Source organism: Streptomyces sp. NBC_00096 (assembly GCF_045041305.1).
In the GTDB taxonomy this organism is placed as follows: domain Bacteria; phylum Actinomycetota; class Actinomycetes; order Streptomycetales; family Streptomycetaceae; genus Streptomyces.
The window spans coordinates 3,885,416-3,907,328 of sequence record NZ_CP108221.1; the positions used below are offsets into that span (position 1 = coordinate 3,885,416).

Annotated in this window: 17 protein-coding genes; 8 read left to right on the top strand and 9 right to left on the bottom strand. The window is 71.8% G+C overall.

Going from position 1 to position 21,913, the window contains the following annotated elements:
- Positions 1-51 precede the first annotated feature (51 nt).
- From OG904_RS17135 to OG904_RS17145, 3 genes are all read right to left on the bottom strand, one after another.
- Positions 52-2,628: a bifunctional FO biosynthesis protein CofGH gene (locus OG904_RS17135; RefSeq protein WP_405491836.1), complete on the bottom strand. Its 2,577-nt coding sequence runs from the start codon at positions 2,626-2,628 to the stop codon at positions 52-54.
- 40 nt (positions 2,629-2,668) lie between these two features.
- Positions 2,669-3,460, bottom strand: a complete 792-nt coding sequence (locus OG904_RS17140; protein WP_405491838.1) for an SDR family oxidoreductase — start codon at positions 3,458-3,460, stop codon at positions 2,669-2,671.
- An 881-nt stretch (positions 3,461-4,341) separates the two neighbouring features.
- Complete coding sequence (locus tag OG904_RS17145) at positions 4,342-5,505, bottom strand: PLP-dependent aminotransferase family protein (RefSeq protein WP_405498076.1); 1,164 nt, start codon at positions 5,503-5,505, stop codon at positions 4,342-4,344.
- 275 nt (positions 5,506-5,780) lie between these two features.
- Between OG904_RS17145 and OG904_RS17150 the strand changes: the two genes are divergently transcribed.
- Positions 5,781-6,638 (top strand): hypothetical protein, encoded by an 858-nt coding sequence (locus OG904_RS17150; protein ID WP_405491840.1) that lies wholly within the window; start codon positions 5,781-5,783, stop codon positions 6,636-6,638.
- 185 nt (positions 6,639-6,823) lie between these two features.
- Here OG904_RS17150 and OG904_RS17155 read toward each other — a convergent pair whose 3' ends face one another.
- The 3 genes from OG904_RS17155 to OG904_RS17165 form a co-directional block, all read right to left on the bottom strand.
- On the bottom strand, positions 6,824-7,033 hold the full coding sequence (locus OG904_RS17155; RefSeq protein ID WP_405491842.1) for a DUF397 domain-containing protein: 210 nt from the start codon (positions 7,031-7,033) through the stop codon (positions 6,824-6,826).
- Positions 7,034-7,217: 184 nt separating this feature from the next.
- Positions 7,218-8,102 carry a helix-turn-helix domain-containing protein gene (locus OG904_RS17160; RefSeq protein ID WP_405491844.1) on the bottom strand — a complete coding sequence of 295 codons (885 nt, stop codon included), beginning with the start codon at positions 8,100-8,102 and terminating at the stop codon, positions 7,218-7,220.
- 372 nt (positions 8,103-8,474) lie between these two features.
- Positions 8,475-9,212: a GPP34 family phosphoprotein gene (locus OG904_RS17165; protein WP_405491846.1), complete on the bottom strand. Its 738-nt coding sequence runs from the start codon at positions 9,210-9,212 to the stop codon at positions 8,475-8,477.
- Positions 9,213-9,378: 166 nt separating this feature from the next.
- Between OG904_RS17165 and OG904_RS17170 the strand changes: the two genes are divergently transcribed.
- From OG904_RS17170 to OG904_RS17195, 6 genes are all read left to right on the top strand, one after another.
- Positions 9,379-12,465, top strand: a complete 3,087-nt coding sequence (locus tag OG904_RS17170) for a serine hydrolase (protein ID WP_405491848.1) — start codon at positions 9,379-9,381, stop codon at positions 12,463-12,465.
- Between the two features lie 144 nt (positions 12,466-12,609).
- The gene (locus OG904_RS17175) at positions 12,610-14,592 is read left to right on the top strand and encodes an MFS transporter (RefSeq protein ID WP_405491850.1); all 1,983 of its coding nucleotides are present in this window, start codon (positions 12,610-12,612) and stop codon (positions 14,590-14,592) included.
- Between the two features lie 126 nt (positions 14,593-14,718).
- Entirely contained in the window at positions 14,719-14,928 is a 210-nt protein-coding gene (locus OG904_RS17180) for a hypothetical protein (RefSeq protein WP_405491852.1), read from the top strand.
- A gap of 280 nt (positions 14,929-15,208) precedes the next feature.
- The gene (locus OG904_RS17185; RefSeq protein ID WP_405491854.1) at positions 15,209-16,120 is read left to right on the top strand and encodes a hypothetical protein; all 912 of its coding nucleotides are present in this window, start codon (positions 15,209-15,211) and stop codon (positions 16,118-16,120) included.
- Between the two features lie 129 nt (positions 16,121-16,249).
- A complete protein-coding gene (locus tag OG904_RS17190) occupies positions 16,250-16,876 on the top strand; it encodes a sortase domain-bontaining protein (protein WP_405491856.1) in 627 nt (208 codons plus the stop codon).
- Entirely contained in the window at positions 16,873-18,123 is a 1,251-nt protein-coding gene (locus OG904_RS17195; protein WP_405491858.1) for an ATP-binding protein, read from the top strand. Before OG904_RS17190 ends, OG904_RS17195 begins: the two co-directional genes overlap by 4 nt.
- A 173-nt stretch (positions 18,124-18,296) precedes the next feature.
- Here the strand turns inward: OG904_RS17195 and OG904_RS17200 are convergent, their stop codons facing one another.
- From OG904_RS17200 to OG904_RS17210, 3 genes are all read right to left on the bottom strand, one after another.
- The gene (locus OG904_RS17200; protein ID WP_405491860.1) at positions 18,297-18,806 is read right to left on the bottom strand and encodes a hypothetical protein; all 510 of its coding nucleotides are present in this window, start codon (positions 18,804-18,806) and stop codon (positions 18,297-18,299) included.
- A gap of 160 nt (positions 18,807-18,966) precedes the next feature.
- On the bottom strand, positions 18,967-19,527 hold the full coding sequence (locus OG904_RS17205; RefSeq protein ID WP_405491862.1) for a hypothetical protein: 561 nt from the start codon (positions 19,525-19,527) through the stop codon (positions 18,967-18,969).
- 236 nt (positions 19,528-19,763) lie between these two features.
- On the bottom strand, positions 19,764-20,123 hold the full coding sequence (locus OG904_RS17210; protein WP_405491864.1) for a PRC-barrel domain containing protein: 360 nt from the start codon (positions 20,121-20,123) through the stop codon (positions 19,764-19,766).
- A 1,211-nt stretch (positions 20,124-21,334) separates the two neighbouring features.
- Between OG904_RS17210 and OG904_RS17215 the strand changes: the two genes are divergently transcribed.
- Positions 21,335-21,739, top strand: a complete 405-nt coding sequence (locus OG904_RS17215) for an ATP-binding protein (protein WP_405491866.1) — start codon at positions 21,335-21,337, stop codon at positions 21,737-21,739.
- The last annotated feature ends 174 nt before the right edge of the window (positions 21,740-21,913 follow it).

The window sequence follows — 21,913 nt, forward strand, 5'->3', positions numbered from 1 at the left end:
GGACGCGCGGGCCCGGCCGGGCTGTCCCCCGGCCGGGCCCGCGCACGTCCGTCAGTCCAGGACCGGCAGCAGCTCCGGCAGATGACCGTCCGAGGCGCGGGCCGCCTCCTGGCGCTCCGTCGGGACCTCCCCGTACAGCGTCGTACGGGCCTTCGCGGGCCGGCCGGCCGCCTCCGCCACGGCGATCAGGTCCTGTACGGACTTGTACGAGCCGTAACTGCTGCCCGCCATCCGGGAGATGGTCTCCTCCATGAGGGTCCCGCCGAGGTCGTTGGCGCCCGAGCGCAGCATCTCGGCCGCGCCCTCCGCTCCCAGCTTGACCCAGCTGGTCTGGATGTTGGGGATGTGCGGGTGCAGGAGGATCCGGGCCATCGCCGTCACCGCCCGGTTGTCGCGCACCGTCGGACCCGGGCGGGAGATGCCCGCCAGGTACACCGGGGCGTTGGTGTGGATGAAGGGCAGGGTCACGAACTCCGTGAAACCGCCCGTCCGCTGCTGGATGGAGGCCAGGGTGCGGAAGTGGCCCAGCCAGTGGCGGGGCTGGTCCACGTGCCCGTACATCATCGTGGAGGAGGACCGGATGCCCAGCTCGTGCGCGGTCGTGACCACGTCGATCCAGTCCGCCGTCGGGAGCTTGCCCTTGGTGAGGACCCAGCGGACCTCGTCGTCCAGGATCTCCGCCGCCGTGCCCGGGATGGAGTCGAGCCCGGCCTCCTTGGCCGCCGTCAGCCAGTCCCGTACCGACATGCCCGTGCGCGTCGCGCCGTTGACGACCTCCATCGGGGAGAAGGCGTGCACGTGCATGCCCGGCACCCGCTCCTTCACCGCCCGCGCGATGTCGAAGTAGGCCGTCCCGGGCAGGTCCGGGTGGATGCCGCCCTGCATGCACACCTCGACCGCGCCCACGTCCCAGGCCTGGGCGGCCCGGTCGGCGACCTGGTCGAGCGAGAGGGTGTACGCGTCCGCGTCCGTGCGGCGCTGCGCGAAGGCGCAGAAGCGGCAGCCGGTGTAACAGACGTTGGTGAAGTTGATGTTGCGGGTGACGATGTACGTGACCTCGTCGCCCACCACCGACTTGCGCAGGTCGTCCGCGATCCGGCACAGCGCGTCCAGCGCCGGGCCGTCCGCGTGCAGCAGCGCCAGCGCCTGGTCGTCGGTGAGCTTCGTCGGATCGTCGGCGGCCTGCGCGAGCGCCGCCCGTACGTCCGTGTCGATGCGCTCGGGCACCATCCCGGGGGCGGCCGCCTCGCGCAGGGCCTCCCAGTCGCCGTAGACCTCGTCGAAGTCCTCACGACGGTCGCCGGTACGGCCCTGCGTGTCGATGGCGGTGTGCAGATCGGTGCGGCCGTACGCCGTGAAGCCCTCATCCGGCTCCTGCCACGGGCGGCCCTCGACGGTCGCGGACTCGTCCGCCAGACCGGTCTGCGCGTCGGCCAGCGCGCGCACGTGCGGCAGCAGCCGGGGGTCCAGCCAGGGTTCGCCGCGCTGCAGGAACTCCGGGTAGATGGTGAGCCGTTCGCGCAGCTCGAAGCCGGCGGCCGCGGTGCGCTCGGCCAGCTCCTCGATGTGCGGCCAGGGGCGTTCGGGGTTCACGTGGTCGGGGGTGAGCGGCGAGACGCCGCCCCAGTCGTCGATGCCGGCTCCGATGAGCAGCGCGTACTCGGAGTCGACCAGGTTCGGCGGGGCCTGGATGCGGGCGCCCGGGCCGAGGATGTGGCGGGCCACGGCGATGGCCGCGGCGAGCTCCTCCAGCTCCGCGTCGGGCATGGCGCGCATGACCGTGCCGGGCTTGGCCCGGAAGTTCTGGACGATGACTTCCTGGATGCCGTGGTAGCTGCGCTGGATCCGGCGGAGCTCGAAGAAGGCGTCCGCGCGCTCCTCGTAGGACTCGCCGATGCCGATGAGGACCCCGGTGGTGAACGGGACGTTGGAGCGGCCCGCGTCCTCCAGGACGCGCAGCCGCACGGCCGGGTCCTTGTCGGGGGAGCCGTGGTGCGGGCCGCCGGGCTCGGACCACAGGCGGGTGGCGGTGGTCTCCAGCATCATGCCCATCGACGGGGCCACCGGCTTGAGGCGCTGGAGGTCCGACCAGGACAGCACGCCGGGGTTGAGGTGGGGGAGGAGGCCGGTCTCCTCCAGGACGCGGATGGCCATGGCGCGCACGTAGGCCAGGGTGTCGTCGTAGCCGTGCGCGTCGAGCCACTCGCGGGCCTCGGGCCAGCGGTCTTCGGGCCGGTCGCCGAGCGTGAACAGGGCTTCCTTGCAGCCCATGGCCGCACCCTGGCGGGCTATGTCGAGGACCTCGTCGGGGGACAGGTACATGCCGTGGCCGTCGCGGCGCAGCTTGCCCGGCACGGTGACGAAGGTGCAGTAGTGGCACTTGTCGCGGCACAGGCGGGTGAGGGGGATGAAGACCTTGCGCGAGTACGTGATGACGCCGGGCCGGCCGGCGGCTTCGAGCCCGGAGTCCCGTACTCGGGCGGCGGAGGCGGCGAGGTCCTTCAGGGCCTCGCCGCGCGCCTGCAGGAGTACGGCCGCCTCGGTCGCGTCGAGCGCGACGCCGTCGCGGGCGCGGCGGAGCGCGCGGCGCATCGAGTTCTCGGTCGGAGCGTCACTCGGAGTGGTCATGGGCCGAGCATACGATCCGCTCGCTCCGGGGCGGAGTGCCTCATCGCATCAGCTCACCGGCGTTGACCAGCAGGGACTGGCCGGTTATCGCCCGCGCCCGGTCGGAGGCGAGGAAGGCGGCGGCGTCGGCGACGTCCCCGTCGGTGGCAAGATCCGGCAGGGCCATGCGGTCGGTGAGCCGTGCGTGCACCTCGGCCTCGGGTACGCCCTCGGTGTGCGCGGTGAAGGTGACGAAGGCCTGGACCGGCGGGCCCCACATCCAGCCGGGGAGCACGGTGTTCACGCGGATGCGGTGCGGGCCGAGCTCGCGGGCCATGGAGTACATGGCGGAGGTCAGCGCACCCTTGGAGGCGGCGTAGGCGGCCTGCTGCACCTCGTTGGGGGAGGCGATGGCGGACTGGGTGCCGATGATGACGACGGAGCCGCCGGTGCGCTTGAGCGCGGGCAGGCAGGCGCGGGTCATGCGCAGGGTGCCGAGCAGGTTCACGTCGAGGATCTGCTGCCAGGTGCCGAAGTCGGCGTCCTGGAGGCCGCCGAAGTACGAGTCCCAGGCGGCGACGTGGACGACGGCGTCGACACCGCCGAAGCGCTCCTGGGCGAGGGCGGCGAGGGCCTCGCACTGGCGCTCGTCGGAGATGTCGGTCGGCAGGTACGCGGTGTGCGCGCCGTCGGGGTCGATCTCGGCGGCGGACTTGGCGAGGTTCGCCTCGGTCCGCGCGCCGAGCACGGCGTTGCCGCCGTCGCGGACGACGGTGGCGGCCACCTGATGGCCGAGCCCGGCCCCCACTCCCGAGACGATGACGGTCTTGCCTTGCAGCAGCAGCGGCGACATGGTGCGGGCCTCCTGGGACGCGGACCTGTATCTGACGGGCCGTCAGGCTACGGCGCGCGGCGCAGCGAGGGAACCCCCGCGACGGGTCCCGTACCCCCTGCGCTCCCGCCTACGGGACTCAGCCCCGGGTTCCATGCGCTCCCGCTTACGGGACTCAGCTCCGGGTTCCATGCGCTCCCGCCTACGGGACTCAGCTCCGGGCCCCTGCGCTCCCGCCGCTTACGGGACTGAGTCCCGCACCCCCTGTGCTCCCGCCACCGAGGCCGGGCCCCGGGCCCCCGCTCCTCAATCGCCGGAGGGGCTCGATTTGCCTCCGGCGGCTCCTCAATCGCCGGAGGGGCTGGATTGCCTCCCGCGGTGCCTTGAACGCCGGCGGGGTTCCATTGCCTCCGGCGGCGCCTCAAACGCCGGCGGGGCTGGGCTGCCTCCGGCGGTGCCTCGATCGCGGGCGGGGTTCCATTGCCTCCGGCGGCTCCTCAAGCGCCGGCGAGGCTCTATTTGCGTCCGGCGGAGGCTCAAGCGCCGGCGGGGCTGGAGTTGGCCGGAGCCGGCTGCGCGTGCACGTCCGCGGTCTGGAAAATCCAGCCCCTCCGGCGTTTGAGGAGCGGGGTCTGGGGCGGAGCCCCAGGTGAGCCGCCTGCGGCGGTCCCCGGCGGTCCCCGGCGGTCCCCGGCGGTCCCCGGCGGTCCCCGGCGGTCCCCGGCGGTCCCCGGCGGTCCCCGGCGGTCCCCGGCGGTCCCCGGCGGTCCCGGGGCGTGCCCGCGCCCTCGGCGGGCGCCCGCCGTCGCGCCCCGGCCGGGGGTTGCCTACCCGCCAGCCCCCTGCCGGGGGTGGCCTTCCCGTCAGCTCCCGGCAGGGGTGGCCTCGCCCCCCGGCAGGGGTTACCTCCCAGTCAGCTCCCGGCAGGGCCCCGCCAGGCGGTGGAGGCCCTCCTCGATTTCGGGGGCCGTGTGCGTCGTGAACGACAGCCGCAGGGTCCGGGGGTCCGGGGACTCGGCGAAGAAGGGGGCGCCGGGGACGAAGGCGACCCCGCGGGCGGCCGCCGCACGGAGCAGGGCCGTCGCGTCGTGGCCCTCCGGGAGGCGGGCCCAGACGAACATGCCGCCCTCCGGCCGGTTCCACGTGGAGCCCGGCGGGAGGGCCGAGGGCAGCCCGGCCAGGAGGGCGTCGCGCCGGATCCGGTAGGCCCCGCGGACCTTGGCCACGTGCGCGTCCAGGTCCGCCGTCCGCAGGTACTCCGCCGCCGCCAGCTGGTCCACCGTCGAGGTGTGCAGATCGGCCGCCTGCTTCGCGAGCGCCGCCCCGCGCAGCAGCGCGGCCGGTGCGCGCAGCCAGCCGAGCCGGAGCCCCGGCGCCATCACCTTGGAGAAGCTCCCGAGCAGCGCGGTGCGGTCCTCCGCCCCCGGGTGCGCGGCGAGCCACGGCAGGTCGTGGCCCTCGTAGCGCAGGTCACCGTACGGGTCGTCCTCCAGCAGCCACAGTCCGAGCCGGGCCGCGACCGCCGCGACCTCGGCCCGGCGGGCGGCGGGGAGGGTGCGGCCGGTCGGGTTCTGGAAGGTGGGGATCGTGTAGAGGAGCTTGGGGCGCTCGCGGGCGACGAGCTCGGCCAGCGCGTCCGGGAGCATGCCCTCGCCGTCGCACGGTACGGGCACCACCCGGGCGCCGGCGAGCGCGAACCCCTGGAGCGCGGCCAGGTAGGTGGGGTTCTCGACCAGGACCGCGTCGCCCGGCTCGATCAGCGCGGTCGTGAGCAGGCTGAGCCCCTGCTGGGAGCCGGTGGTGATCAGTACGTCGTCCGCGGCGGTCGCCAGCCCCCGCCCGTCGAGCCGCGCCGCCACCGCCGCGCGCAGCTCGGGGGCGCCCTCGGTGGTCGAGTACTGGAGTGCGCGGCGGGCGGAGTGCGCGAAGGCGCTGTCGTACGCGGCCCGCAGGCCCTCGGCGTCGAAGAGCTCGGGCGCGGGCAGACCGCCGGCGAAGGAGATCATGCCGGGCTGCGCGGTGACGGCCAGGATCGCGCGGACGGCGGAGAGCGCGGTCGTACGCATCCGGGCGGCGAAGGGCGGCGGCGCGACGGCCGGGGCGGCGACGGCCGGGGCGGCCGGGGCGGGAGCGGGTGGAGCGGCGGCATCCGTGGCGGCACCCGTGGAAGGGGTGGCGGGGCCGGGTGCGGAGGCGGGCGCGGAGGCGGGCACGGGGGCTCCTTCGGGAGGCGGGTGCGCGCATCGTAGCCGCATGAATGTGTAGACGGCACCTATGTATCGGATGCTGAACCGGCCCCGAGGGCTCCCCATCTGACGCTCTATCAGCTAGACCGTTTCCCATGACAGCAGACGAGCGGAACATCCAGGCCGACACCCGGGCCGACGACTACGCCGAGCTCGCCTCGGTCGGCCCCTACGGGGTCCACCCCGGCCACGCCCTGATCACCATGGTCGAACCGCACCCGGGCCACGAGTTCGCGTACAACCGCTGGTACGAGGACGACCACTACTATGCCGGCGCCATGGCCATGCCCTGGATGTACGCCGGCCGCCGCTGGGTCGCGACCCGCGAGCTCCAGGAGCTGCGCTACCCGGAGAAGTCGGCCGTCGCCCAGCCCGTCACCGCCGGGTGCTACATATCCACGTACTGGGTCACCGAGGGCCGCTACGACGAGCACATGAAGTGGACCGTCGGCATCAACAAGCGCCTCAACCGCGACGGCCGGGTCTACCAGGACCGCACCCACGTCTTCACCGCGTTCCAGGACCACGAGGCCACCGTCTACCGCGACGGCGCCGCCGGTCCCCGCGACTTCCACGCCCTCGACCACCCCTACGGCGGGCTCGTCGTCCAGGTCGTCGACGCGGAGGGGCCCGGGCAGCGGGCCGAACTGCTGGAGTGGCTGCGCTCGCGAGCCCTGCCCAAGCGGCTGGCCGGCTCACCGGCCGCGATGGTCACCGTCTTCCGGCCGACGCCGCTGCCCGGGGACCGGATGACCTACGTGAAGCAGGTGGAGGGCGTCGACACCCGGCTGACCCTGCTGTGGTTCCTGGAGGCCGACCCGCGCACCTGCTGGGACCGGTTCCAGGGGCTGGACGCCGAGGTGGCGGAGACGGGGCTGGGGCGGGTGGAGCTGGTGGCGCCGTTCATCCCGACGGTGCCGGGGACGGACCGGTACGTCGACCAGCTGCGGTAGCTCCGTAGCTCCGTAGCTCCGTAGCTCCGTAGCTCCGTAGTGCCGGAGCGGCCCGCGGACATGGCCGAGCCCCCTCGGCCAGGACGGCGGGCCGGTCGAGAGGGCTCCAGTCAGTGGTGCGGGTGGTGCGGGTAGTGCGTATGGCGCTGTTCGTATGACGGTGGTTGGGATGCTCGCCTCGATGTTCAGGCGAGGCGTCCCAGCCGGCCCTCGGTCACGTCGGCGACGAACGAGGTCCAGGTACCGGGCGCGAAAGTGAGGGACGGGCCGTTCTGCACCTTCGAGTCACGGACCGCGATGGCCTCCATGACGGGGGACTTGACTTCGACGCAGGCGCCGTTTGCGGAGTACGAGGACTTGGTCCAGTTTTCCGTTGCACCTTGACGAATAGCCATGTTTCTCTCCGGTTCAGCGAGTGGTTCCGGTGTCATGTCGGCCATTGCTCCGGCTGACGTGATCGACGCTACCCGCAGCTCCGGTTGTGCGAAGGGGGCGTTCACCCGACCGAGTGGCATATTCCATTCAGGCCTTCTGCGGCCGGGGATCGACGGTGTACCGTACCGGCCTTTTCGTCGAACCTCACTTCCCCTTGCCCGCGAAGTCCTCGATGATCTGCGAGATGAACTGCCTGGTCTGGTCCACATTGTGTGCCTGTGCACGCAGATGTTCGTACATCACGCTGTATTTCTGAACGTCGTTGGCCTTCTCCAGGTACAAGTCGCTCGTCACGCCTTCGATGTAGACGACCGTGGAGTCGGAAGCATCCGGGAATTCCAGAATGGCGTACTGGCCGTTGACGCCCGGGTGGGCCCCCATCGAGAAGGGCATCACCTGGACGGTGACGTGCGGCTTCTCCGATTGTTCTATCAGGAACTCCAGCTGCCGGATCATGAGCTGCGGATCGCCCACGTGGCGCCGCAGGGCCGCCTCGTCGATGACCGCCCACAGGCGCAGCGGCCCGATCTCGGGATTGCTGTTCTCGGTCTCGGAGAGCCGCTTCTGGCGGTGCATCCGGACCTGGACGCGCTTCTCCACGTCGACCGGAGCCGTTTCCGGCCACGCGCCGCGGACGAGCGACTGGGCGTACTCCGGGGTCTGGAGCAGCCCCGGGATCACCAGGGGCTCGTAGGTGCGCAGGCTGGCGGCGTCCGTCTCCAGGCCGATGTAGACGCTATACGGGATGTCGCCGAAGGCGTGCCACCAGCCCTGCTGGCGGGAGTCCTTGGCCATCTGCATGAGGGAGTCGACGAGTCGCCGGTCCTCGACCTCGTAAACGTCGCACAGGTCGCGGACGTCGCGCTGGCTGATGGAACGGCGGCCGTTCTCCAGCCGGCTGATCTTCGACTGGGAAACGAGCAGGCGCTCCGCGACCTGTTCGGCGGTCATGCCTTTGTCCTCGCGCAGTTTGCGCAACTCCATGCCCAGTCGGCGGCGTCGGACGGTGGGATTGACATTGGACGCCACGTGAACGGCACCTCCGCCTTCTTCTGTTGCTGTCTCTCTGCGTGTCTGATGGTGAGCAGACTGCCACCGAAGCACGTGGGCCCGCTGGGGAACGGCCCGGATCGGGTGCGGATCGGGTGTGGATCGGGTGTGGATCGGGCCCGGATCCGCTCCGGAAAGCAAACGCGCGGGGCGGCGGGGCCGGGATACCGGCCTCGCCACCCCGCGCGCTGGCGGCTCCCGGACCGGGTCCTGGGGACGCCGGTCACGGCGGTGGCGTTGCGTGTGCTGCGCGTGGTGCGTGTGCGTGTGCTGGCTTTGGTGCTTGTGGTGCTTGTGGTGCGTGCGGTGCGGTCCTGCTGTGCTGCTGCCCTGCGTTTCCTGCCGGTGGGATCAGTGCGCGGCCGCGCGGGCCATCGCACCGGTCCGGCGCGGCTGCAGCGGTACGGCTGCCGCAGTGGCCCGGACGGGCTGTGCGGCCGGTGCCCGGTCACGGCGCGGCTGTGCGGCCACACCGTTCTGGACGTCCATGACGGCGTGAGCCACCAGTCCGCCCATCGGGTCGTGCCGGATCAGGTCCCGCAGCCGGGACCTGGACGACCGCCCCTCGTTGCCGGGGTACAGGTGCTTGCCGAGTCCGACCGCGTGGGCCAGTGCGGCAAGCGCCGCGGTCCGCGGGTCCGGCGGTACACCGGTGCGGATCGCACTGTCCAGCCGGCCTCGGATCTCCCGGCTGATCGCTGTGTCGGTCGCTTGGTAGCGAGTCGTCGGCAGCACCCCGCACATCTGGCCCGCGACGGCATGGACCATGCCGCAACGCTCCAGGTGAGCGAGGTAAATCTGGCGGAGCCCCAGGCGGGGTCCGCCGATCCAGTGGACCGCCCGAACCGGGCTGCCGCGCCTGCGCAGCAGTTCCAGTGCGGAGTCCAGAGTCGGATCTCCTGTCGGCCGTGGCATCACCACGGCGATACGATCCCCATCAGGGGCTATCCGTCCTGCCAGAGCCAGCTCCACTAGCTGTGCCCCGGCCAGGCCGAGGTCGAGCGACTGCGGCTGCGCCGTGGTACCCGTGGCCGGGTCCAAAGCGAGCAGCAGAAGCTCCTCCGGAATTGTTCTGCGGCTCCTGCCCATCCATGCCTCCCCGCGTGGATGAGTGACAGGGTGACGCCTCTCACATTCATCTGTCGAGAGCGCCTGACCGCTTTGCGCGGGAACCGTCAGCTATGTCGTTCTCGTCTGGCACGGGGGCGATGCCCCCTAGACGGGACACTGTTAGACATTCGGACAGCCGGACGTGATGGCGATCGAGGAGGAACTGGTGGCGGGCGAGTCCCCCGACAAGTCGGTTGATGAAGGAGCGTCGGGGGCGACGGAGTCGTCCGAAGCGCGTGACCCGAGGGCTTCGGTGTTCCGGCCGAGGGACCCGGAGGAGCGGTCCGGCGAGTCCGCTGACCGGTCCGCTGACCGGCTCGGTGAGCGGTCCGGGGCGCGCGATCCGCTGAGGGAAGCGGTGGCCGCGTGGGTCGCCACGGCGGAGACCCCAGCCTCCGGGGACGAGCCGGATGAGGTTCCGCCGGGTGCGGGTGCGGGTGCGGGTGCTTCCGGTGCGGCTTCGGCCGCCGAGGGTTCGGATGCTTCGGATGCGGAGCCGGCGGCGAAGTCGGCCGGGTCTGCCGAGTCGGCCGCTCCGGCTGCCGGGCCGGTCGACAGCGAGCGCACGGCCGTGTTCCGTGCCGTGACGCCGCCGGCCGCCGGTGACGAGCCCGCCGCTGCCGGTTCCGCCGCTGCCGGTTCCGCTTCGCCCGGTTCCGCTTCGCCCGGTTCCGCTTCGCCCGGTTCCGCTTCGGCGGGTGCGGGGAGCGTTCCGGAGGGCCGGTCCGGGTCCTCGGGCAAGCCTGCGGCGGCGCCCGCCGAGCCGGTCGCCGAGTCGAACGTCAAGCCTGCGCCCGCTCCGGCCGCCGAGCCGGCCGACAGCGAGCGCACCGCCGTGTTCCGCGCCGTGACGCCCCCGGTCGTCGCCGACAAGCCTGCTCCTTCTGATTCCGCTTCGGATCGTGCGGGTCGTCCGGCCGCGACACCGTCCGGGTCCGGATCCTCGGAGAAGCCCGCGGCGTCCGCCGGGTCGACCGCCGAGCCGGCTGCCGACGACCGCACGGCCGTGTTCCGTACGGTGACGCCTCCGGCCACGGGTTCCGGTGCTGCTCCGGGTGCGGGCAAGCGCTCCGAGGCTCCCGCGGCCGGTGAGCCGGCCGACAGTGAGCGCACCGCCGTGTTCCGTGCCGTGACGCCGCCGGCTGCCACCGGGAAGCCCGCGGGTTCCGGTTCCGGTTCCGGCGTGGGTGGCACTCCGGTGCGGGGCTCCGAGGGGTCGGGAGACAAGCCTCCGGCCGCTCCGGCTGCTCCGGGTGCGGGCAAGCGCTCCGAGGCTCCCGCGGCCGGTGAGCCGGCCGACAGCGAGCGCACCGCCGTGTTCCGTGCGGTGAAGCCGCCGGCTGCCGCGGCCAAGCCCACGGGTTCCGGTTCCGGTCCGGCGGGTGGCTCCGAGGGCTCGGGTTCGGGCTCGGGTGACAAGCCCTCGGCTGCTCCGGCTGCCGGAAAGCCTTCCGCCACTCCCGCGGCCGGTGAGCCGGCCGACAGCGAGCGCACCGCCGTGTTCCGTGCCGTGAAGCCTCCGGCTCCGGCCGCTCCGGCCGCTCCGGCCGATGACGAGCCGGCCGACAGCGAGCGCACCGCCGTGTTCCGTGCCATCAGGCCCGGCTCCGCCGCCCCCGGCTCCGCCAAGCCCGGCACCGCCACCCCCGGATCCGGTACCCCCGCCTCCAGGCCGGTGCCGCCGCACGCCGTCGGCGGGGAGCGCTCGAGCACCTTCGTACCGCTGCGGACCGATGACACGACCGGGCGGCCCGCCGCCGGACCGGCGCCGGCCACGGCGCCCGCCCGACCCGGCACCCCGAAGACCCCGGCCGCCGTCCCTGCTCCCGCCCCGAAGGCTCCGGCCCCGAAGGCCCCCGCGCCCGCCCCGGCCGCGGCGCCGACCCCGGTGCCGCCGCCCGCCCCCGCCGTCACGCGGGAGTCGCCCGAGCGGACCACGCAGCAGCCGCTGCCGCCCAAGCCGCCGCTCGACATGCTGGCGGACCTGACCAACAACCCGCCCCCGCCCCCGAGCGCGGCCCGCACCGCCGTGCGGCGGTTCAAGATCTACGCCCCGATCCTGGTGCTGCTCGCGGTGGTGCTCGCCGTAGTCCAGCTGGTGCGCCCGCTGCCCGAGCCGACGCTGCGGATGACCGCGAAGACCTCGTACACCTTCGACGGCTCGGCCCCGTCCCTGCCGTGGCCGAAGGAGGGCCAGGCCTACGTGGCCGCGGCCGGCCTCGGCCCCGTGGGGAGCTTCGGTGACCAGAAGCCCGTCGCGATCGGCAGCGTCGCCAAGGCCATGACGGCCTACGTCATCCTCAAGGACTTCCCCATGAAGAAGGGGGAGAAGGGCCAGCTGATCCCCGTCGACAAGACGGCGGTCGAGGACGGCAAGAAGGAGAGCGAGGGCGAGTCCACGGTCAACACGCTGAAGGAGGGCGACAAGCTCTCGCAGTACGACGCCCTCGCCGCGATCATGATCCCGTCCGCCAACAACGTCGCGCGGCTGCTCGCGCGCTGGGACGGCGGGCAGGAGGCGTTCGTCAAGAAGATGAACGACACCGCCCGGGAACTCGGCATGACCAACACGACGTACACGGACCCCTCGGGTCTGGACGCGACGACGGTCTCCACCGCCGAGGACCAGGTCAAGCTCGGGCTCAAGATCGTCGAGATGCCGGAGCTGATCGCGATCACCAAGATGGGCGAGTGGTACGACCCCTCGGGCAAGAAGTGGCGGAACTACAACACCCTCATTCCGGCCAACAACTCGCTCGGCATCAAAACCGGCTCCACCACGAAGGCCGGCGGCAACCTGCTCTTCGCCGCCGAGAAGAAGGTCGGCAAGACCAACCAGCTGATCGTCGGCGCGGTCCTCGGCCAGCACGGCGTGCCGATCCTCGACACCGCGATCGCGGCGAGCAAGGACGTCATGATCGCCACCCAGAAGGCGCTCACGGCCGCGGCCGTCGTCAAGAAGGGCGATGTCGTCGGCTACGTGGACGACGGACTCGGCGGCCGCGTGCCGGTCGTGGCCACCGGTGACGTCGACGCCGTAGGCTGGCCGGCCCTCACCGTCGCCGTCAAGCTGGGTGACGGCACGGGCAAGCTCCCGCAGACCGCCAAGGCGGGCTCGGAGATCGGCGTGCTGACCGTCGGCGAGGGCGCGAGCCAGGTCAAGGTGCCGGTGGCACTGCAGAGCGACCTCACCGCGCCCGGCATCGGCCAGAAGCTGACGCGCGTCGGCTGACGCGCGTCGGCCGACGCCGCCCGCGAGTGGAGCGGTCCGGCACCCCGGGGCAACCCCGGGGCGCCGGACCGCGTCTATGGACCGAGGGCGGGCCGAGGACGCACCGAGGGAGCGGAGACTCATCGTGTTGGGGAGTACGCCGGCGTGACCATCGCTGAGCTACAGGAAAAGGACCGGGACCGGGGCCGGGGCCATGGCGGCCGAGGGCCGCAGGCCGGGCCCGGCGAGTTGCCGGCCCCCGCCGGTCCGGTCCGCCGTGCCCTCGACCTGGCGCGCCAGCACCCCGTGGCGGTGGCCACCGCGCTGGCCGCGCTGCTGCACGTGATCTGGTTCCTCGCCGTGGCCAACAGCGGCGGCGACCTCGCCGCGCAGGACGCCTGGGCCGAGTTCGTGGGCCGCCATCCCGACACGGCGTACAACCTCGCCTGGTACGGCGGCATGCACCCGGTCTCGTACAGCGTGGTCTCGCCGTACGTGATGCACGTGCTCGGCGTCCGGACCACGATGATGATCGCCGGTACGGTCTCGGCCGGACTGCTCGCGCTGATCCTGACCCGCTGCCGCGGCGCGGTGCGGGAGCCGCTGTGGCCCGCGCTGGCCGGGGTGTACGGGCTGCTGTGCAACGCCCTGTCGGGCCGCGTCACCTTCGGCCTCGGCGTGATGTTCGCGCTCGGGGCCGTCGCCGCCGTGTTCTGCTGGCCCCGCAAATGGGCCGAGCGGCGCTGGGCGAAGGCCGCCGTCGCGGCTCCGCTCGCGGCCGTCGCCACCGCCTCCAGCCCGGTCGCCGGGCTCTTCCTCGGGGTGATCGCGGCCGCGCTGTTCCTGAACATGCGACGCCCGGGGGCGTACGCACTGGGCCTGGCGCCGGCGGCGGTGGTCGGGCTGTCGGCGTGGCTGTTCCCGTTCTCCGGGACCCAGCCGATGAAGCTGGTCTCGGCGGCGCTGCCCTTCGGGTGCGCGCTGGCCGCGCTGTTCCTCGTACCGAAGGGCTGGAAGACGGTCCGGACCGCGTCCGCGATATACGCCCTCGGGGTGGCGCTGACCTGGGCGGTCGACTCCCAGGTCGGCTCGAACGTGACCCGGCTGGCGATGCTCTTCGGCGGGGCGGCGCTGCTGGCGGCGCTGCCGTACGAGTCCGCCCGCAAGGAGGCAGGGACCGGGACGGGGGCCGGGGCCGGCGGCGGGGGCGGTGGGCGCACGCGCCGCTGGTACGGGCTGGTCCTCGCCCTCACCGGGCTGACCGCGTGGATCACCGTCAACAGCGTCACCGACATCGTCCGCACCACCCCGCTGGCCTCCTGGAGCCGGGAGCTGGCCCCCCTGGTGGACCAGCTCCAGAAGGCGGGCGCCGACCGCGGCCGCGTCGAGGTGGTCCCGGCCAGCAGCCATCGCGAGTCCTCCGCCTTCCCCGCGTACGTCAACCTCGCGCGCGGCTGGAACCGCCAGGCCGACCTCGAGCGGAACCCGGTCTTCTACGACGACACCCTCACGGCCGGCACCTACCGCGACTGGCTGGAGCGCTGGGCCGTGCACTACGTGGTGCTGCCCGCAGACAAACCCGATGAGGGCGGCAAGGCCGAGGCGAAGCTGGTGCGCGAGGGGCTCCCGTACCTCCAGCAGGTGTGGGGCGACGAGAACTGGCAGCTCTTCAAGGTCGTGGACCCGACCGACCTGGTCGCGGGCCCCGCGACCGTCGTCCGGGCGAGCGCCGACCAGCTGGTCATCGACGTGAAAGAGGCCGGACGGGTGCTGGTGCGGATCCCGCACTCGCCGTGGCTGGGCCTGGTGGACGGCGCGGGCAAGCCGGTGGAGCCGCCGCAGGAGACGGAGGCCTCGAAGGCGGCCGGCAAGGAGAAGGACAAGGAGAAGGACAAGGACAAGGAGACGGGAGCCTCCACCGGGCCGAAGGAGAAGGCGAAGCCGAAGGTCTACGCGAACACGGCCGGATGCCTGTTCAAGGCGCCCCCGGACGCCACCGGGGACGTGTGGACCGAGCTGCTGGCCCCGGCACCGGGGGAGTACAGGCTGGCGGCGAAGTACCAGCTGCCGCGGGGGACGCCGTGTCCGGAGGAACTGGTCTACGAGGTGCTGGGGACGCCGGAGCGTCAGGTTCCGCCGAAGGCTTGATCCGCTCGGCGCACCCTTCTTGATCCAACATTCTTTACGTCCGGTCCGGGTGCGTTGGCCCCTTTATATGCATACGATCCCAGTAGTCCGATTGGGTGCCCCGAGTCTTTAGGGAGTGACGACGGGATGAGCAAAGAGCAGAAGCAGGACTTCCAGGCGGCTGTCGCGAAGGCCGTGGAGGTGACCCACCTCCCACGCGCCGTGCAGCAGGCGCACGGGTTCGAGGGTCCGGTCCGGAGCAAGGTCAAGGGCGGAGCGCACACGAAGGCGGAACTCAAGCGGGCGGGGACCCCGCAGGGCGACCGCATCGGCGAGCGCAGCAGAGGGCTCAGCTGAAGGGCGGCGCCCGGTCCCGGACATCGTCGTGAATTGCCCTCCCGGTTCGACCGGGAGGGCTTTCGTCTGCCCTTGACCTGGGACTTTGGTCCCAGTTCTGGTGCCGGGTGAGGGTCTTTACGCCTTCGTGGGCCGCTGTCCGGTCAGCTGTTACGTTGCCTACGCATTACCAAAACATGACCCTCGTAGCGTCTTGCTTGTCGCCAGGGCAAACCACCCGAAAGGGGTGGGCAGCCCGGACCGAGACCACCGGCGACGCCGACCCGAGGGGAACCACTCCATGCGCGCCACCTTCCGTACCGCCGCCGTCGCCGCCGGTGCCGTCACCGCACTGGCCCTGCCGACCGCCCACGCCTTCGCGTCGGACGCCCCCGCGGCCTCCCCCTCCGAGGCCTCCCCCTCCGCATCCGCCTCCCCCTCCGCGTCCGCCTCCCCCTCCGCCCCGACCGCGCCGACGGCGCCCGCCAAGGAGACCAAGCGCGAGGCGCTGCGCACGGTGCACCTGGAGCAGGGCTGGAGCGGCACGGTCTACGAGCTGGCGCAGTACGAGGGCGGCAAGAAGACGGCGACGCTCGGCTACGAGGCCGACGTCATGAAGGGCGGCAAGGTCCAGGGCACGCTGAAGGCCCACGACGGCAAGGGCGGGTCCACGACCACCACCCGGACCATCGGCGGGGTCGTCTTCACCCTGGACTTCAACGGCGGGCTGACGGCGAAGGGCATGACCGAGGGCAAGGGCCAGGAGGGCCGCACCTTCGTCAAGGAGCACCGGAACCTCGGCGGCTCCGGCTTCGACGCCCGCGTCTACAAGACCAAGGGCGGCTACGAGGCCGACCTGCTGAACGGCACGTCGGTCTGGCACACCATGAAGACGGACGGCAAGAGGGCCGACAGCGCGCAGCACAACGGCGCGTACTTCCTCCTGAACCCGGACGGCACGATGAAGGGCTGGACCGAGGGCGCCAAGCCGTCGGCGAAGCCCGAGACCAAGCCGTCGGTGAAGCCGTCGGTGAAGCCCGAGGTCAAGCAGGACAAGAAGGTCACCCCGAAGGGCGGCGTACGGGCCGGCGCCGAGGGCGTGGAGAGCTCCGGCGACGGCACCCTCCTGCTCGCGGGCGGCGCCGGTCTGGCGGCCACGGGCGCCGCGGGCCTCGGCTTCACGATGCTCCGCCGCCACCGCACCGAGGGCTGACCCACAGCACCCCCTCCCTTCCCCGGCCCGCCGGACGGACGCCGACTCCGGGTCCGCCCGGCGGGCCCGGTCCCGCCGCTGCCACCCCGCCGCCTCACCCCCCTGCCGCCCCGCTGCCCGGAGTACGCCATGACCCGCCCCCGCCCCCTCGCCGTATCGCTCACCGCCCTCACCGCCCTCACGGCCGCCACCCTCCTCACCGCGTGCGGCGGCGGAGGCGGCGGCGCCAAGCTGCCCCCGGACCCGAAGGTGGGCAGCACGGCGGCCCCCGCCCCCGCGGGTGTCGGCGCGCCCGCGCTCCCGAGGTCGAAGCCGACCGGCATGAAGATCGACGCGGCGGGCGTGAACGCGAAGAAGATGGTCGACCTCAAGGTGGACCCGGCGACCGGTGAGCTCGGCGTGCCGAACGCCGACACCGACGCCGACAACCCCGGGTGGTGGACCGAGGGCGTCACTCCGGGGGAGAAGGGCGCGTCCGTCCTCGTCGCGCACTTCGACACGAAGTACGGGCCCGCGGTCATGAAGAACGTCAAGAAGATCAAGCTCGGCGACCTGATCGAGGTGGCGCGCGAGGACGGGAAGACGGCGAAGTTCAAGATCCGCGAGATCGAGGACGTGAACAAGAAGGACTTCCCGACCGACAAGGTCTACGGGGACACGAACCGTCCCGAGCTGCGCCTGCTCACCTGCGGCGGCGAGCTGAAGGACGGCCACCGCACCAACAACGTCATTCTCTACGCCGACCTGGTGGCGTGAGGCGCCGCAGGCCGGCCTCCGTACGCCTCCCGGCCTGGACCGCCACCCTCACCTGCAAGGCGGCGGTCTTCATCACCCTCATGTGCTGCGGCCTCGCGGCACTGCTCGGCGCGCTCGTCCACGACGCGATGAGCCGCCAGACCGTCGGCATCGCGCGCGAGCGCGCGCTGGCCAAGCTCGACCGCGTCACCGCCCTCCACGGGACCGGTTCGGACCTGCCGCGCGGCGAGGGCCTGCACCCCGACGGACTGCCGGCGGACCTGAGGGAGCTGGCGGCGGGCGGCGGACGCGGCACGGCCGTCGGCGAGCACCGCGGCAAGTCCGCGATGTGGGCCGCGGGCCCCGCCGCCGGGGGCGGGGTGCTCACTGCCGCCGTGGACTTCAGCCGTAGCGAGGAGGCCATCGCCGGTCTGGACCGGGCCATCATCGGCTCCTCGGTACTGGCCATCGGCGGCACGCTGCTGATCGGCGGGTTCGGCGTCACCCGGATCACCCGCCGCCTGCACCGGACGGCGCAGGTGGCCCGCCGGATCAGCGCGGGCGACCTCGACGCGCGCGTGGGGGACTCCCCGCGCGCCAAGGACGAGGTCGCGGCGGTCTCGAACGCCCTGGACACCATGGTCTCCTCCCTCCAGCGCAGGCTCGAAACCGAACAGCGCTTCACGGCGGACGTGGCCCACGAACTGCGCACCCCCCTGACCGGCCTGAACGCGGCCGCCGGGCTCCTTCCGCCGGGCCGCCCGGCCGAGCTCGTACGGGACCGGGTGCGCGCGATGTGCTCGCTGACGGAGGACCTGCTGGAGATCTCCCGGCTGGACACGCGCAGCGAGCGCCCGGAGCTGGACCCGTACGACCTGTCCGACCTGGCGGCCCGCGCGATCCGCGCGTCGGCCAAGCCCGCCACCCTGGTCGTACGCTCCGCCCTGCGCCTGGAGACGGACCGCCGGCGCCTGGAACGCGTCCTCGGCAACCTGATCGAGAACGCCCACGAGCACGGCGCGGCCCCGGTCACGGTGACGGTGGACGGCCCGACCCTGACGGTGACGGACGCGGGCCCGGGCTACCCGGAGTACCTCCTCGCGAGCGGCCCGCAGCGCTTCCGCACGGAGGGCACGAAGAAGGGCCACGGCCTGGGCCTGACCATCGCCACGGGCCAGTCCCGCACCCTGGGCGCGACCCTCACCTTCACCAACCCCCCAACAGGCGGCGCCCAGGCCCGCCTGACCCTCCCACGGCGCTCCCCCTGACGAGGGCCGGCTCCATGACGTGCCTCGTCCCGGGCTCGCAGCAGTCGGACCCGGAGTGATGCCGCGTCATGGGCGGGAGTAGGCAGACGGTCCCTCGGGAAGGACGGCGAGTGTGCCGGGGGCCAGCTCCGTACTGCAGCTGCGTCCCCGACTCGGCTGGGACGCACGGCGGCTCAGCCGATCTTGCCGAGGACACCCTCAACCGTCTGACGAGTCCCGTCTTTGCCGGTGCCCGAGTAACTGAATCGGAGTGTTTCCGGGCCTTCAAGCGTGACCAGAATAGAGCCCGTCGGGATGCATCGGCCACGGTCAATGCGCTCGTCCAGACGCACGGTGTTGCCACTCACAGACGAGAGGCGGACTGTTCCCCGGCAAGGCCCATCGGAGACTTCGTACTCCGTCTCCCCTACCTCGGAGCCCTTCGTGCCATCCCGCAACGTCAAGGTCGTGCGGTACGTCGCGGTGCTTCCACTGCGCTCTGTAGTGCCGCCTTGCCACTTCCCGACGAATGCGGATGGCACGTCGCTCCTGTGATCGTTCGATGGCGGCGAATTCGTGATGTAGGACACGATGATGGTCACGATGCCTCCGATCACGGCGGTGATCGCAGCACTGATCGCGACTTTCTTCCAGCCTCGCACTCCATCAGATTGGGGGTTGGCGACACTCTGCGCCATCTGCATTGCCCCACCCGGGCGAATGCCCGGAGCGGACTGCCTGGCCACAGGGCGCCCAGCCCCACCCGGTGGTCAGCGAGGCCGGGCGGGGGAGCGTTGGACGGAGAGTCGTCCGCTCACGCATCGCGCACGCATCCGGCGGTGCACGCACGGATGACGTGGCAGATCAGACGCTCGTCCATGCGTCGAAGAAGGCTTCCCGCCTGGATGGATCGGCTGATTTGTGGTCCGCGTGCAGGACGCGCCAGGCGGTGAGTTCGAGGTCGCGGAGCCACAGCTCTCCGATGACCTGTGTTTTGAGGTCGGGTAGGTGGTCGGACTCGGCGAGTGCCTGGCCGATGACCTCTCCGGCCGCGATGCGCTGGGGCGGGGTCATCTCGTCGAAGGCCGAGAGGATCTGCCCGGCCAGGCCGGTGCCTTCTCCCGCCAGTGAACTCAGCACGCAAGCTTTGATGTTGGCGGGCAGCAGGTAGAGGGATCCCGAGGACCTCCACAGGTCCGACCAGAAGTGCTCTCCGGACTCGGTGGGGGCGGGGAGTGCGGCCAGCAGGCCGAGAAGGTGTGCGGTGGCCGCGTAGCCGTCGGAGTGTGCCGATGCGACGACGGCGATGTCCGCGACGCGCTCCACGTCGATGCGGCCGGCTTCGAGGCGGGGATCCAGCCCCAGCCGCTGTTCCAGCTGATGGGAGAGGGGGGCGGACGCGTGGGAGCGGAACTCGGGAAGCATCGGCGGTCCTTGGACGTAGGAGAGCGGACAGGCCCGTTCGGAAGCCCAGATCGTTCCCCTGGCCCGCCGGATTACACGAGTTCCACAGCCCCAGTTGGCGGAAGACTGCCAGGACCGCAGCCAAGAGGCGGTCGAACCCACGTTGCCGTCCTCCTCGCGGCCTACTGAGCGCGACTACGTGTCGATGCTTCCCGGCCCATTTTGTGGGGGCCGGTGAGTTGCCGACCACCTTCGGGTCAGGGTGCGGGCGGGCGGCGGAGGGAGACGTAGTAGTCGCCGACCGCGGACAGGTAGGCGTGGTCGGCGGTTTCGCTGTCGGTGGTGAACCGGGGCGCGGCTTTGATGTCCTCCTGCGTGGCCGAGACCTTCACCGCCTGCGCCGCCGTATCGATGTGGGTGATGGCGCCTGCCGGGATCAGGACGCTCCTGCCGAACACCCACACGCCGGTGTCAACGACCAGGTGCTGCATGCCCGGCTGGTCCTGCTGTCGGTCTACGTGTCCGATGACCCCGTCAGCGGCTTCCACGGTGAATCCCACCAGTGACTGCCCGGATGTGTAGTCGCTGTCCTGCGCGTACATCCACACTCCGCTCACAGACCGTCTCCTCGTCCTCGGCGACTGGGCGTGGTGGCTCGGTGCACCACTGGTTCGCGTCTGCCCGACCACATGCCCCGGTGTCTGCCGCGCAACCGAGTCCGCGGAGGAATCCGGGCGGGCACTCCAGGGCGGACCTCGCAGAGGCCTCTGGACCCGAGTACATCTCCGTCCCAGGGTTCGCACTGCGGCGAGTGGGACGACGAGGCCGCGGTGGTGTGGTGCGAACGTCGGTCGCTGGGCCCGTGCGGCGGGCGCGGCGAGGCCTGCGGGTCCGGGGCTGCGGCGCCGGAGGGTGGCGGCAAGGGGGGTGGCACGATCACCTCAGGCCGAGGTCGATGGAGCCGAAGATGCGCCGGCTCGAACGCGTGGAGGGGCCCTGGTGCCTATGGCACCAGGGCCCCGAAGGAACTGCTACACCATCTGCCGGCCTTGAGACTGCGCCGGCCTTCTCTGTCCGCAGGCCCGAGTCATACGTGATCGGGGTGCGGGGATCGCGGTTGCTCGACCGGAGACCACCTCACTATCGATGTCCTGCGGTACCCGGGCTTCAACCTGCCGGCCCGGGCGATCCTGATGGCGGAAAAGCTCCTCCGTTCTTCCCTCGGCGATCAACTGCTTACCAAGTGGGGTACTTCGTAATGCGGGTGATGCGTACTGCGAACCGCTCGTACTGCTCGTGACCTGCCCTAGCGCCACGCTTCGGCAGCCAGCCCCGTCGCCCGTCCTGCGTCTGCTCTGGCTTGGAACCCCACTGCCGAACTTCCCGGTGCGCGCGCCCGCAGCCGACGCCTTCACCGAGGTGCTGCTCACTGACTTCACTGCTGGGTACTGCACCTACTGGCACTGCTACTGCGGTACTGCTCGTGGTGGCCCCTGATGACTGCGGGCCACCCGGTCCGGTCGTCAGTCCCGTCGCCGTCCTGCACCAGCCCTGGCTTCGGAACTCCACCACCGCACCGTCCTGCGCACTGCAACTGCGGGTACTGCGTGTACTACTGCCGGCAGTTCGTCTCTGCCAGGCCCTGCTGTCTTGCTGGCTACGAGAGAAACCATAACCACGCCACCGGTCAATGTCTACTCCAGCCGCGATAGATTTATGAGCGCGCACCACAGAGGTAATCGGGTCCCGTCAGGTTGAACAGTCGTGGGTCAGGGAACAACGACCGTCCAGGCAAGGCGGGACACCGACAACAGACCCGGAGCGCGCGATGACCACGATGAGCGCCGAGTGCACAGCCCTTGCTTCACCGTCCGCCGTCGCCGAGGCGCGCCAGGCGACCCGGACAATCCTCGGAGCCCTTGGGCCGTGGGGGATCGATCGGGATTGTGCCGACACCGTGATCCTGGTCGTCTCCGAGCTCGTCACCAATGCCCTGCGTCACGGCGGCGGCGCCTACACGCTCCGGCTGGCCGTGCACTCCGACCACATCGAGGTCTCCGTCGAGGACTCCAGTCCCCACGCGCCGTGCATGCGTACCCCCGACCTCGTCGACGGCACCGGCGGGTTCGGCTGGCACATGGTCAACGACCTCGCCCACGCCACCATCGTCACGCCCACGCCCGAAGGCGGGAAAACCGTACGAGCCCTCCTGCCCCGCCGGACCGGCGGATAGGCGCGAGCCTGCGGTCGGCCAGCCGATCCAGGGCCTCTCCGCGCGGAGTTCTGGCGCTCCGGCCGCCCGGGGTGCGGTCCACCCGAATGCGCTTCCCTGTGGCTATGCGGAAGGGCCCGACCGGTGCGTGCCGGTCGGGCCCTCTTCGCTGTGCGGGTGGCGGCGTGCGCCGGC

Bases quoted from the DNA above. Each gene is read 5' to 3' on its own strand.
- OG904_RS17135 (WP_405491836.1), bottom strand. From the start codon at position 2,628: ATGACCACTCCGAGTGACGCTCCGACCGAGAACTCGATGCGCCGCGCG.
- OG904_RS17140 (WP_405491838.1), bottom strand. From the start codon at position 3,460: ATGTCGCCGCTGCTGCTGCAAGGCAAGACCGTCATCGTCTCGGGAGTG.
- OG904_RS17145 (WP_405498076.1), bottom strand. From the start codon at position 5,505: ATGCGTACGACCGCGCTCTCCGCCGTCCGCGCGATCCTGGCCGTCACC.
- OG904_RS17150 (WP_405491840.1), top strand. From the start codon at position 5,781: ATGACAGCAGACGAGCGGAACATCCAGGCCGACACCCGGGCCGACGAC.
- OG904_RS17155 (WP_405491842.1), bottom strand. From the start codon at position 7,033: ATGGCTATTCGTCAAGGTGCAACGGAAAACTGGACCAAGTCCTCGTAC.
- OG904_RS17165 (WP_405491846.1), bottom strand. From the start codon at position 9,212: ATGGGCAGGAGCCGCAGAACAATTCCGGAGGAGCTTCTGCTGCTCGCT.
- OG904_RS17170 (WP_405491848.1), top strand. From the start codon at position 9,379: ATGGCGATCGAGGAGGAACTGGTGGCGGGCGAGTCCCCCGACAAGTCG.
- OG904_RS17180 (WP_405491852.1), top strand. From the start codon at position 14,719: ATGAGCAAAGAGCAGAAGCAGGACTTCCAGGCGGCTGTCGCGAAGGCC.
- OG904_RS17185 (WP_405491854.1), top strand. From the start codon at position 15,209: ATGCGCGCCACCTTCCGTACCGCCGCCGTCGCCGCCGGTGCCGTCACC.
- OG904_RS17190 (WP_405491856.1), top strand. From the start codon at position 16,250: ATGACCCGCCCCCGCCCCCTCGCCGTATCGCTCACCGCCCTCACCGCC.
- OG904_RS17200 (WP_405491860.1), bottom strand. From the start codon at position 18,806: ATGCAGATGGCGCAGAGTGTCGCCAACCCCCAATCTGATGGAGTGCGA.
- OG904_RS17205 (WP_405491862.1), bottom strand. From the start codon at position 19,527: ATGCTTCCCGAGTTCCGCTCCCACGCGTCCGCCCCCCTCTCCCATCAG.
- OG904_RS17215 (WP_405491866.1), top strand. From the start codon at position 21,335: ATGACCACGATGAGCGCCGAGTGCACAGCCCTTGCTTCACCGTCCGCC.